This is a genomic window from Pandoraea captiosa, from assembly GCF_902459775.1.
Classification (GTDB): Bacteria; Pseudomonadota; Gammaproteobacteria; order Burkholderiales; family Burkholderiaceae; genus Pandoraea; species Pandoraea captiosa.
This window is the reverse complement of sequence record NZ_CABPSQ010000002.1, coordinates 357,776-370,341: the sequence shown is the minus strand read 5'-3', so window position 1 is coordinate 370,341 and position 12,566 is coordinate 357,776. Positions and strand designations below refer to the sequence as shown.

The window sequence follows — 12,566 nt, the reverse complement described above, 5'->3', positions numbered from 1 at the left end:
TCGAGATCGTCCGGGAAGACACGACACTGGCCGGCGGCGCATGGCGGGCGCTCCGGCCATCGTTCAGGGCTTCTTGCGCGAGCGCGGGTGCGCCTGGTCGTAGACCTTCGCCAGATGCTGGAAGTCGAGTTTGGTGTAGATCTGCGTGGTCGAGATATTGCTGTGGCCGAGCATTTCCTGCACGGCGCGCAGGTCGCCCGACGATTGCAGCACATGCGTGGCGAACGAGTGGCGCAACATGTGCGGATGGACATGCGTCGGCAGTCCGGCGGCGAGCGCATGACGCTCCAGCCCCTGCTGCACGGCCCGCGCGCCGATACGCTTGCCCCGCGCGGAAAGAAACAGGGCATGAGGCTCGGCCGACGCCAGAGGACCGCGCATCTCGAGCCACTGTGCCAGCGCCTGCGCCGCCTTCTCGCCCACCGGCACGCGACGCCGCTTGTTGCCCTTGCCCGTCACCACGACTTCGCGCTCGGCAAGGTCCAGCCAACTTGCCGAACGGTAGCCGTCGGCCTCCACATAACGATGATCGAGCCCCGTGAGCTCCGACAAGCGCAGCCCGGACGAATACAGCAGTTCGAACATCGCCCGGTTGCGCACGGCTTCGGCAGACGTGCCCGTCTCGAACTCGACGAGCGCCGAGGCCTGATCGGGCGAGAGCGCCTTGGGCAGCGGTTTGGGTTGTTTGGGCGCGCGCACGCCCTCGACGGGATTGGCTGCGAGCGTCGTGCGCTGGGCCAGCCACGCGAAGTAACCGCGCCAGGCGGAGAGCTTGCGGGCAATGGAGCGACCGACCAGTCCCTCGCCGTGCATCTTCATGACGAAGCGGCGAATGTCGCCGTGCTGCAACGATTCGAGCGGACGACCGTTCGCGAGACGCTGCAACTGACGCAGGTCCCGCGTGTAGTTTTCCAGCGTGAGCGCGGCCAGCTTGCGCTCGCTGGCCAGCGATGTGAGGTAGGTGCGGATGCCCGGCTGGAGCGGTGTCTGGTCGGACGTATCGTCCTCGACCGGGAATCCGGACGACATCTCAGTCGTCGGCGCGCAGCTTGCCGAGCGCAGCGCCGGCCAGCTCGCCGATCTGCGTCAGGAAGTCGGTTGCCATGCCTTCGTGGAAACGGCGGGCGTCGTCCGAGCCCATGACGAGCAGGCCGAAGACCGGGCCGTCGACCACTTGCGGGTCGCGCAGCGCGAGCAACGCGACGGAGGCCGGATCGCTCGGCGCGCCCAGCCACGTCACGGCTTCGAAACCGGTATTCGCACCGCAATACGGCGTGGCGAGGCTCGCCGCAAAGATCTTCACCTCTTCGCTCACGCTGCGTGCGAATTCCGCAGGTTGATACGGGGCAGCGACATTCCACAGACGCACGGCGGCGAACGGCACGCTGAAGACGTCGCGCAGACCGCGGGCGATGGCCTCGGGCAGTGCGTGCGGATCGCGCTCGCCCAGCAGGCCGAGGGTCCAACGGTGCAATTTGCCCGAGATATCGTCGTTTTCGTGGCCGTAGCGCATCAGTTCGGCGAGGCGTCGCTCGATCTGCTTGGTCTTCTCGCGCTGCATCTCGATCTGACGTTCCTGCAGCGACACGGCACGCTGGCCGTGCGGGCTCGTGAGCCGCACACCGGCAAGCAACTCGGCGTGGCGTTCGAAGAAGTCGGGATGCGCGATCAGGTATTCGGCAATATCTCGGTCGTTCATGAATGTCCGTCTGCTATTCGTCAACTGCCGCCCGCCGCCCCGTGGTGTCATCCACAAGGAAGGCCAGCGGCTGCCAGGGTCGCTAAATCAGAATCCTCGGATCCGTCTCTTACCAGTGACTTTACTGCGTGGGCCATGCTGATTCGGCCGTGCTGATTCAGCCGTACTGCCCGAGGCTGCATTGGGCTGCATCAGGCACCCATTCAAATCTCGATGGTGCCCTCGAAGACCGTGGCCGCCGGTCCCGTCATGATGACCGGGCCGCTTGCGCCGTCCCAATCGATGGTGAGCGTGCCGCCGTGCGTCTCGATGGCGACCGGTGCCTTGAGCAGCCCCCGACGGATCCCCGCCACGGCCGCCGCACAGGCGCCGGTGCCGCAGGCCAGCGTCTCGCCCGCGCCGCGCTCGAACACGCGCAGACGGGCTTCGTGCGGCGACACCACTTGCAGGAATCCGGCGTTCACGCGGCGCGGGAAGCGCCGGTGACGCTCGACGAGCGGGCCATCCGTCTCGACGGGCGCCGTGTCGACGTTATCGACCACCTGCACGGCGTGCGGATTGCCCATGGAGACCACGGAAATCCAGGTTGTCCTGCCGCCGACATCGAGCGGCCAGAGCGTGTCGTCGCCCTCGCGACGGCCTTCCAGGCCGGTGGCATCGAACGGTACGTCGGACGGCGTGAGAATCGGTGCGCCCATATCCACGCTGACCTGACCGTCTTCGCGCATCGTGAGCGTGATCACGCCCTGCTGCACCTCGACACGCACGGTCTGCTTGTCCGTGAGCCCCGTGTCGCGCACGAACTTGACGAAGCAGCGCGCTCCATTGCCGCAGTGTTCGACCTCACCACCGTCCGCGTTGAAGATACGATAGCGGAAGTCCACGCCGGGCAAGGCCGAGCGCTCCACGAGCAACAACTGGTCCGCGCCGACGCCAAAATGGCGATCGGCGAGCGCACGCCACTGTTCGGGCGTGAAATCGATGGTCTGCGAGATGCCGTCGATCACGACGAAGTCGTTCCCGGCACCTTGCATCTTGGTGAATTTGAGCTTCATGCCGCTATTGTAGTGGAGAAGGTCGACGCGCATCCGGTGTCGTCAATAGACGCCCGGCTCGCCCGGGGGGCGTGTCTTGAAGCGCTTGTGGACCCAGTAATACTGCTCCGGCATCTTGAGGATCTGCGCTTCCAGGAATTCGTTCATGCGGCGGGCGTCGGCGTCCGGGTCGCCGCTCGGGTAATTCTCCCAAATGGGGAACACCTTGAGCCGATAGCCCTTGAAATTCGGCAGCACCTCGCCGATGAAGGGCAGAATCTGCGCCCGGCCGACTTCGGCCAGTCGCGACACCGAGGTCAGCGTGCAGGCCTGCATCCCGAAAAACGGCACGAACGTGGAATTGCGCGCGCCATAGTCCATGTCCGCTGCCAGCATGACCGGTTTCTTCTTCCGGAACATGCGCAATACGTCGCGGGCACTGTCGCCGCGCGGGATCATCTCGGCGTCGAAGCGACCGCGCTGCTCGCGGGCCATGGCGTCGAACGCCGGGTTCGACATCGGCGTGTAGAGCGACGCGCAGGGCCGGCGCAGGGCGTGATTGATGAAAACCGAGGCCGCCTCGATCCCCACGAAGTGGAAGCCCAGCAAAATCGTGGGCGGCATGTCCGGCGCGAGCAGATCCACGGCCGAATCGACCTCGATTAGCCGCTCCAGCTTTTCGGCACTACCGAACCACTGGACGCTGCGCTCGGCATAGCTGCGGATCGCGTGGACGAAGGACGCCTTGGCCACCCGCTCGCGGGTAGCGTCGTCCCAATGGGGGAAACACAGGCGCAAATTGGTATGGACCACCCGTTTGCGGGAGCTCGGGATCCGGTACAGCACATGCCCGATACCCGCGCCAAAGCGCGCGACCCAGCTATAGGGCAGCAGGTTGAGTCCGCGCAGCAGACCCACGCTCAGGTAATACCCGAGGGATTTCTTGGGAGTGGTTGACATGTCGCAAGCAGGATTTCTTCAGGGGCGTATAATAAGCGACATCGCCGAGTTAACTGACAACTTGCGGGGCGATTCGGATGTGCCACCCTATCGAGGCAGCGCATTCGACCAATTTTCCGCTAAAGCGTCGCCGCTTCCCCTCCGATGACGGCAACGTGAGTCGCCAAATACGTTAGAGGAGCCAGAAGTGGCGAACGACTATCTCTTTACCTCCGAATCCGTCTCCGAAGGCCACCCGGACAAGGTCGCCGATCAAATCTCCGACGCGGTTCTCGATGCCATCCTGACCCAGGACAAGTACGCGCGTGTTGCCGCGGAAACGCTCTGCAACACGGGTCTCGTCGTGCTCGCGGGGGAAATCACCACGACAGCCACGGTCGACTACCAGCAAGTGGCGCGCGAAACGATCCGCCGCATCGGTTATGACAACACCGACTACGGGATCGATTACAAGGGCTGCGCCGTGCTGGTCGCCTACGACCGCCAGTCGCCGGACATCGCCCAGGGTGTGGATCGCGCGCATGACGACAACCTCGATCAGGGCGCCGGCGACCAGGGCCTGATGTTCGGTTACGCCTGCGATGAAACGCCGGAACTCATGCCGCTGCCGATCTACCTGTCGCACCGTCTGGTCGAGCGCCAGTCGCAAGTGCGTCGCGACGGTCGTCTGCCCTGGCTGCGCCCGGACGCCAAGTCGCAGGTCACGATCAAGTACGAAAACGGTCGCCCGCACAGCATCGACACGGTCGTGCTGTCGACCCAGCACCATCCGGACATCGGTCTTGAAGCGCTGCGCGAAGCTGTCATCGAAGAAGTCATCAAGCCGGTGCTGCCGGCCGACCTGATCAAGGGCGACATCAAGTTCCTGGTGAACCCGACCGGCCGTTTCGTGATCGGTGGCCCGCAGGGCGACGCCGGCCTCACGGGCCGCAAGATCATCGTCGACACGTACGGCGGTGCCGCACCGCACGGCGGCGGCGCCTTCTCGGGCAAGGACCCGTCGAAGGTCGACCGTTCGGCAGCCTACGCCGGCCGTTACGTCGCGAAGAACATTGTGGCTGCCGGTCTGGCCTCGAAGTGCGTGATTCAGGTCTCGTACGCCATCGGCGTGGCGCGTCCGACGTCGGTCATGGTCAACACGTTCGGTACGGGCAAGATCAGCGATCAGCGCATCGCCGAACTGGTCGAGAAGCACTTCGACCTGCGTCCGAAGGGCATCATCCAGATGCTCGACCTGCTGCGTCCGATCTATGAGAAGACCGCTGCTTACGGCCACTTCGGCCGCGAAGAGCCGGAATTCTCGTGGGAAGCCACCGATCGTGCCGACGCGCTGCTGGCCGACGCCGGTCTGCGCGCAGTCGCCTGATTCGGCTCCACGTCTGATGGGCAATGCCGGTGCAAACCGGCATCGTTCCGACAAAACCCCCGCTCGGGTCACACCGGCGGGGGTTTTGTTTTGGAGAGATGGCCGACGATCATTGCGCGCTCAGCGGCGCTCATCGGCGCTCATCGGTACTCACGCAGCAGCGCATTCACCGGATCAGTTGCCGAATCATCGCGGCGAACACCTTGCCATAAGGCGGGTTGAGCAATCCGGCGCCATTCCAGCGGGCCTGGCGAAAGATGGGCTTCTCCTTGGAGAACGTGCGAAAACCCGCTTCGCCGTGATACCCGCCCATGCCCGACGGTCCTACACCGCCAAACGGCAGCGAATGTTCCGCAACGTGCAGCAGCGTGTCGTTGATGGTCACACCCCCCGAAATCGTGCCGTTCACCACCCTGTCGATGCGCGTGTTATCGGTATCGAACACGTACAACGCGAGCGGTCGCGGCCGCTCGTTCACGTAGGCAATGGCAGCCTCCAGATCGTCGTAAGGCACCACCGGCAACAGCGGCCCGAAGATCTCCTCGCGCATCACGCGCATGCCATCGTGCACGCCCGTGAGTACGACCGGCGGCAAGCGTCTGCGCGACGCCTGCGGCGCAGCGTCGAACAGCGCATGCGACGTTGCCCCCTGTGCTGCCGCCTCGCCCGCCAGTCCTGTCAGACGCTCGAAGTGCCGCGCCGACACGATGCTCGTGTACTGCGGATTGTTCACGGCATCGGGGTACATCCGCGCCGCCACACGACGCGCGGTCGCGACGAAACTGTCGAGCTTCTCACGAGGCACGAGCACGTAATCGGGGGCGACGCATGTCTGCCCCGCATTGAGCAGCTTGCCGAGCATGATGCGCTCCACCGCATGCTCCCAGCGCGCGCCCGGGCCGATGATGGCGGGCGACTTGCCGCCAAGCTCCAGGGTCACCGGCGTGAGATGCTCGCTTGCCGCACGCATCACGTGATGCCCGATGGACGTCGCGCCCGTGAACAGCAGATGGTCGAACGGCAGCGTCGAGAAGGCGCGTGCGACCTGTGCGTCGCCAGTGACCACCGTCACCCACTCCGGCGCGAACGTTTCGGCAACGGCCGAGGCAAAGACTTCTGCGAACCGCGGTGTGACCTCGGACACTTTGATCATGACGCGATTGCCCGCAGCCAACGCATCCGTCAATGGACCGACTGCGAGAAACAGCGGGTAATTCCAGGGCACGATGACGCCGACCACACCTAGCGGTTGGGGCACCACCGCCTGACGCGCAGGCAACAGCCACAGATTCGCCCAGCCTTGCGAGCCACGCATCCAACGCCGCGTGTGGGACAGCGCATGCTTCAGATTCCCCAGCGACGGGAACAGTTCGAGCATGTCGGTTTCCTGCATCGAGCGTCCGCTGAAGTCGGCGTCGATAGCCTTCGCAAACGGCTCGCGATACTTGTGCAGCATCGCTTGCAATGCCTTCAGATGGCGTTTGCGCGTCGGCCAGTCGACGTGCGGCGAGGCGTTGTGAGCATGCCGCATCGCGTCGAAGCGCGGCAGCAGCATTGCACGCGCCATGTCGTCGTCGGTGGAGACGTCCAATGCCGCTGCCGGATGCAGTTCACCCGTCGGCCCGCCCGGCTCATCCTTGTGTCCCATGCGTATCCTCCCTGCCGCTGTCGAAGTCTTGTAATGATGTGAAGCGATGCGAATTGCGCAGCAACCGTCTCATCCGGGAAACGCCCGGTCGAGCCATGCGCGCTGGGCACTGGCGGCGAGCGTATCGGGCATCACGCCGTACACGCGCCCGCCGAGGGTAGAAAACCGGCTTTCGATGAAACCATGCGCCAGATCGGTCGGCGCATGCTCGAGCAGCAGCGCGGCCTGTGCGAGCAACACGATCTGTTGCGCAATGGCACGCGCGCGCACCGCATGCGTTGCCGGGTCCGCCGCGAGCCAGCCATGCAACTGCGCGAGCGCGGCGCGCAGCGCGGGGTGCGACCCTGTGTGCTGGGCGAGCCAGTGGAACCAGCTTTGCGCCACGTCCGGCTCGCGGCTCATGGCCCGCAATACGTCCAGACACATCACATTGCCCGAGCCTTCCCAGATCGAATTGACGGGCGCCTCACGATACAGCCGCGCGAGCGGTCCGGTCTCCACATACCCGTTGCCGCCCCACACTTCCATGCATTCACCGGCCAGTTCCAGCGCGCGCTTGCATACCCAGAACTTCGCCGCCGGCAACACGATGCGGCGCCACGCACGTTGCAGCGGGGAATCGTCGTCGGCGGCACTCGCATCGAACGCCTGTGCGAGGCGCATCGCGAGCCAGGTCGCCGCTTCGGATTCCAGCGCGAGATCCGCGAGCACCGTCGTCATCAGATCCTGATCGACGAGCTTCGCACCGAACGCCACGCGGTGGCGCGCGTGATGCGTCGCCTGCACGACGCCCGTGCGCATCATCGCAGCACTGCCGATCACGCAGTCGAGTCGCGTGTACGTCGCCATCTCGATGATGGTGGGGATGCCGCGTCCCGGTGCACCGACACGCACGCCGTAAGCGCCCTGAAATTCGACCTCGCTGCTCGCATTCGACCGGTTCCCCAACTTGTCCTTGAGACGCTGGACCTGCACGGCGTTCTTGCGGCCATCCGGCGCGTATCGCGGCACGAAGAAGCATGACAATGCGTCGCTGTCGTGCTCACGCGCGAGGACGAGATGCGCGTCGCACTGCGGCGCGGAGAAGAACCACTTGTGCCCGACGAGCGAGAACGTGCCGTCGCCGCGATCGGTGGCGCGCGTCGTGTTGGTGCGCACGTCCGAGCCGCCCTGCTTTTCCGTCATGCCCATGCCGATGAGGATGGCGTGCTTCTGCGCAAGCGGTACGTCGCGCGGATCGTGTTGCGGCGCAAGCAACTTGTCCTTGAGGCTCGCGAAGAGCGCAGGCTCGCGAGCGAGCACGGGAATGCTCGCGAAGGTCATCGTGGTGGGGCATAGCGAGCCGGCTTCATTCTGCGCGTGCAGGAAATACGACGCCGTGCGCGCCGCCATCGCCCCACCGCGCGGCTGCGCCCAGGGCAGCGACTGCAACTGCGCCCCGCGCAACAGCCCCATGAGCGAATGCCACGCCGGATGGAACTCGATACGGTCGATCCGATTGCCTTGAGAATCGAAGGATTGCAACTCCGGGGCGTGCCGATTGGCGTCCTGCGCCCATTGCTGCACCTCCGCCTCGCCCAGCCGCGCGCCCTGACGATGCAACGTCTTTGCATGCCAGGCGGCGTCGAACGCGGCCACGGCGGCTTGCAGCGCCGTGTCGGTGGCGTACAGGTTGTAGTCCGTGAGCGGCGGCACCTGATTGGTGACGTCGTGCGTCTGCCAGAGCTCAGCCATCGTGTCTCCCTGTCTCCCTGTCTTCCCTACCGGCCTCGGTGCAATCCCTCGTGTCGTCTGGCTGCGCTCGGAATGCCAATCATGGGACGGTCACCTGAAGGCAATCATTTCATCATAGCCCTCATGTTCCCGAGTTCGCACAAATTAGAGGAATGCTTCACTTCGCCCCCGGTCGGGCCCGATGTCTGCCTACAATAAGCGCCACCGCAAAGTGACAACGGGTAGCGTCCGTACAGAACACACAACCGTCACATGCATCACGTGCATCAGTGCATCGAGAGACAGCAGCAACGTGCAGCGCAACGACGCAAGCCACGGCATCGCGAAAAATAAGAGAAGCAAAAGCAGCGAACGCATTCAACACCACAGTTGAAGCAATGCCATCCAAAGGGAGGATGACAGCATGGACTACGACTACGTCATTGTCGGTGGCGGTTCGGCCGGTTGCGCACTGGCTGCGCGACTGGCGGACGGTTTGCCCGAGCGCACCATCGCGCTCGTGGAAGCGGGCCCGCCCGACAACAGCTTCCTTGTGCGTCTGCCACTCGGTCTCGCTGCACTGGTGCCGTTCGCGTCGCGCCGCAACTATGGCTACCGCACGACGCCGCAGGCGGGACTGGGAGGACGTCAGGGCTATCAGCCACGAGGCCGCGGCCTTGGGGGTTCCAGTTCGATCAACGCGATGATCTACACGCGCGGTCATCCCGACGACTACAACGATTGGGCGGCTGCCGGGTGTACCGGGTGGGGGTGGGACGACGTGCTGCCTTACTTCCGTCGCAACGAGAACAACGAGCGCGGCGCCAATGCGTGGCATGGCGTCGGCGGCCCGCTCAACGTCGCCGATTTGCAGACCGTCAATCCATTCTCCCGACACTATGTCGACGCCGCGCGAGAAGCCGGATTCCCCGTGAGCGAAGACTTCAACGGCGAGCATTACGAAGGCGCGGGCATCTATCAGGTCACGCAGAAAGGCGGCCAGCGATGGAACGCCGCGCGCGCCTATCTGCACGGCAAGGCGCGCGCGAATCTGCACGTGATCACCGACGCGCTCGTGCAGCGCATCGTCTTCGACGGCAACCGCGCCGCCGGCATCAAACTGCAACGCCACGGCGCGGTGCAGACCCTCCGTGCACGCGCCGAAGTCGTGCTGAGCGCCGGGGCATTCAATTCGCCGCAGTTGCTGATGTGCTCGGGCATCGGCCCTGCCGAGCAACTTCGCGCGCATGGCGTGGAGGTCCGTGTCGACGCGCCCGGCGTCGGCGAGAACTTGCAGGACCACATCGACTTCATCGTCAACAAGTACGTCGCGCATCCCGACCTCGTCGGCTACACGCCCGCCGGGCTGTGGCATCTGCTCACACAGGGATTGCAGTATCTGCGCGACCGGCGCGGCCTGTTCGCCAGTAACGTCGCGGAGGCAGGCGGATTCCTCAAGAGCGATCCGTCACTCACGCGGCCCGATTTGCAGATGCACTTTCTCGTGGGCATCTGCGACAACCATAACCGTCGGCCGCACCTGCGACGCGGCATGTCGCTGCACGCGTGCGTGCTTCGCCCGAAGAGCCGCGGACGCGTGACGCTCGCCTCCGCCGACATGCGCGACGCCCCGCTGATCGACCCGGCATTCCTGAGCGCGCAGGAAGACGTCGACACGTTGCTGCGCGGCGCGCGCGTCATCCGTCGCATACTCGCCGCGCCATCGCTCGCCAGGTTCGGCGGCGAAGAGTTACATAGCCGGGGGGTGGAATCCGACGAAGCCCTCACCGCGCTGATTCGTGCGCGTGCGGACACGATTTATCATCCGGTCGGCACGTGTCGGATGGGCGCCGACGCGCAGTCGGTCGTGGACACCGAACTGCGCGTGCGCGGCGTCGAAGGGCTGCGGGTGGTGGACGCCTCGATCATGCCGACGCTCATCGGCGGCAACACGAACGCGCCATCGATGATGATCGGCGAGAAGGCGGCGGATCTGATGTTGGCGAGCGCGGCAGCAAGCGGTGTGACTGCGTCTGCTGCCAGCGACACGCCTCGTATGCCTGCCGCGCAGACCATTGCCGCGCTGCCGGAAACGATCGCCTCAGGCGCGCGTGCGCAGCCACAGGTTTAGGAAGCGCTCGCCCCACAGTGCGCTCGTCAACGCGCCGAACACCAGCCACGGACCGAACGGCAGTGGTTCGCGCAACACGCGCCCGCGCACAAGCCCGAATGCCGCGAAGGCGAGCGTTGCCGCCGTGGCGCCGAACGCCAGCATCAGCGGAATACCGGTCCATCCCAGCCATGCGCCGCAGGCGGCAACGAGCTTCGCGTCGCCGCCGCCCAGGCCGTCCTGATGCGCGAGCGCCCGATAGACGCCCCCGATCAGGCACATCACGCCATAGCCCAACGCCGCCCCGAGCACGGCCTCGTCAAGGGGTAACGTCAGGCCCGCTACCGCGCACAGCAAACCTGCCCACAGCAGCGGCAACGTCAGCGCATCGGGCAGCAGACGCGTGTCCATGTCGATGAGGGCGAGCGCAAGCGCCGTCGCGCCAAAACCGCACCACGCGAGCATCGTGCCGTATTGGCTCATCGGCACGAATGTCCACGCGAGGGCCGCGAACAACGCGCCGACCGACAATTCCACCAGAGCATAACGGGCCGAGATGCGAGCGCCGCAAGCCGCACATCGCCCGCGCAGCCCCAGGTAGCTGACGACCGGCAGGTTATGACGCGCCGCAATCGGTGTCTCGCAGGACGGACAGCGTGAGCGCGGCCATGCGAGATTGAACGTCGGCGTCACGGGCGGTGTCTGCCCCGACCAGGCCGCGATTTCCCGCGCCCATTGCGTCTCCAGCATGCGCGGCAGGCGATACACGACCACGTTCAGGAAGCTGCCGACGAACAGTCCCAGCGTCGCCATGACGGCGACGACGCCTTCACGCGGCAGGTCGCGAAAGGCCTCAAGGGTCTCAACGGTCTCAAGGGCATCCAAGGCACCCCATAGGCAATCGATGAACGCGTCCATCAGAACATCGACTGCGCGTATTCGCCCGCCGCATGGCCGATTTGCAGCATGCCGCCGACGGTGAAGATGATCGTCAGGCCCACCAGTGCGAGCAGCACCGAGCGCAACGTCGCCGAGCGCGCCTTGATGCGCTCGGCAACTTCCTCGATGGTCATGAGCCCGATCTTGCGAATGCCGGCGTCGAAATTGGTACGACCGGCATACTCCACGAGGCGGTCAAACACTTCCTCATTGAAGAGGCCGGTGTCCATCGCCTTGATCATGCTGCGCTCGCTCCTGAGCGACGCGCGCATGCGCAGCAAATGCCAGCGCAGCCACGGCGACGCACGCGCGAGCAACAGCGAGACGGCGTCGAACACCGAGGTCTTGGCGCTCGTGAGCGCAGCGAGCGCCACGAGAAACTCGCCGGCGCGAACGTCGCGATACACCGCATACGGGCCGAAACTGTCGAAGCGCCGACGCAGCGGCCCCGTCCAGCGGCTAAACGACAGCGACATGCCCACCACGAGGGCAGCGGGCACGCCATAGAGAAGCGGCCACCACGTCGCAACAAAGCCCGACATCGCGTAAAGCCCGGCACCGACGAGCGGAAACTTCTCCGGCGGCATGATCTCCGTCATGATCGGCATCATGCCGTAGGCCACCCCAAGCTGAATGGCTGCGAGCAGCACCGACATGAAGATCGGCAGTGCTACTGCCCCGGCGATGGCCGAGCGGGTTTGCTGTTGCAGGGTGACCACGCGTGCGAGAAAACGCAACGTGCCGGGCAAGTCGCCTTTTTCGCCCGCCGCGATGACCACGAGGTCCTCGTCGGGAATCGTACCGGCCCACGACTTTTGCAGATTCTTCGAACTGGCGCGGTCGCGCCAAACGGCGTACAGCGGCGCCATCGGATTGCGTCGCTCCTTCGCACGCGCATGGCGTCGGGAAAACAGCTCGAACGGATTCGCGCCGTCTTCGATGGCGTCGGCGAAATCGCTGTAGAACTTGGCGCGCGTCTTGCGGAATCGACGCTTGGCCTTCGTCAAACCGGGATAGGGATCGCGAACGGGGGTGAGGTTGGCGAGCAGACGCTTGGCGGCTTCGATCATGGCAAAAGAGACTGGAAAGCCTGGGAA

Annotated in this window: 10 protein-coding genes; 2 read left to right on the top strand and 8 right to left on the bottom strand. The window is 65.1% G+C overall.

The window, feature by feature from the left end; genetic code table 11:
• Nucleotides 1-63: 63 nt before the first annotated feature.
• The 4 genes from xerC to PCA31118_RS06845 all read right to left on the bottom strand — a co-directional run bounded on the left by xerC (nt 64) and on the right by PCA31118_RS06845 (nt 3,693).
• Nucleotides 64-1,029 (bottom strand): tyrosine recombinase XerC, encoded by a 966-nt coding sequence (gene xerC, locus PCA31118_RS06860; protein ID WP_150624276.1) that lies wholly within the window; start codon nt 1,027-1,029, stop codon nt 64-66.
• A 1-nt stretch (nt 1,030) separates the two neighbouring features.
• Nucleotides 1,031-1,699: a DUF484 family protein gene (locus tag PCA31118_RS06855; RefSeq protein ID WP_044453346.1), complete on the bottom strand. Its 669-nt coding sequence runs from the start codon at nt 1,697-1,699 to the stop codon at nt 1,031-1,033.
• Nucleotides 1,700-1,902: 203 nt separating this feature from the next.
• Nucleotides 1,903-2,754 (bottom strand): diaminopimelate epimerase, encoded by an 852-nt coding sequence (dapF, locus tag PCA31118_RS06850; protein ID WP_150624274.1) that lies wholly within the window; start codon nt 2,752-2,754, stop codon nt 1,903-1,905.
• Between the two features lie 42 nt (nt 2,755-2,796).
• Nucleotides 2,797-3,693: a lipid A biosynthesis lauroyl acyltransferase gene (locus PCA31118_RS06845; RefSeq protein WP_044453343.1), complete on the bottom strand. Its 897-nt coding sequence runs from the start codon at nt 3,691-3,693 to the stop codon at nt 2,797-2,799.
• Nucleotides 3,694-3,880: 187 nt separating this feature from the next.
• Between PCA31118_RS06845 and metK the strand changes: the two genes are divergently transcribed.
• Nucleotides 3,881-5,059: a methionine adenosyltransferase gene (gene metK, locus PCA31118_RS06840; protein WP_044453342.1), complete on the top strand. Its 1,179-nt coding sequence runs from the start codon at nt 3,881-3,883 to the stop codon at nt 5,057-5,059.
• A gap of 166 nt (nt 5,060-5,225) precedes the next feature.
• Here metK and PCA31118_RS06835 read toward each other — a convergent pair whose 3' ends face one another.
• Nucleotides 5,226-6,626: a coniferyl aldehyde dehydrogenase gene (locus PCA31118_RS06835; protein ID WP_217431259.1), complete on the bottom strand. Its 1,401-nt coding sequence runs from the start codon at nt 6,624-6,626 to the stop codon at nt 5,226-5,228.
• 150 nt (nt 6,627-6,776) lie between these two features.
• Nucleotides 6,777-8,441: an isovaleryl-CoA dehydrogenase gene (locus tag PCA31118_RS06830; protein ID WP_150624270.1), complete on the bottom strand. Its 1,665-nt coding sequence runs from the start codon at nt 8,439-8,441 to the stop codon at nt 6,777-6,779.
• 403 nt (nt 8,442-8,844) lie between these two features.
• Between PCA31118_RS06830 and PCA31118_RS06825 the strand changes: the two genes are divergently transcribed.
• The gene (locus PCA31118_RS06825; RefSeq protein ID WP_246190113.1) at nt 8,845-10,551 is read left to right on the top strand and encodes a GMC family oxidoreductase; all 1,707 of its coding nucleotides are present in this window, start codon (nt 8,845-8,847) and stop codon (nt 10,549-10,551) included.
• Here PCA31118_RS06825 and PCA31118_RS06820 read toward each other — a convergent pair.
• Nucleotides 10,522-11,448, bottom strand: coding sequence for a prepilin peptidase (locus PCA31118_RS06820; protein ID WP_246190112.1), 927 nt, complete (start codon nt 11,446-11,448; stop codon nt 10,522-10,524). The two genes, PCA31118_RS06825 and PCA31118_RS06820, sit on opposite strands and share 30 nt — an antisense overlap.
• Nucleotides 11,448-12,539 (bottom strand): type II secretion system F family protein, encoded by a 1,092-nt coding sequence (locus PCA31118_RS06815; protein WP_150624268.1) that lies wholly within the window; start codon nt 12,537-12,539, stop codon nt 11,448-11,450. Before PCA31118_RS06815 ends, PCA31118_RS06820 begins: the two co-directional genes overlap by 1 nt.
• Nucleotides 12,540-12,566 lie beyond the last annotated feature (27 nt).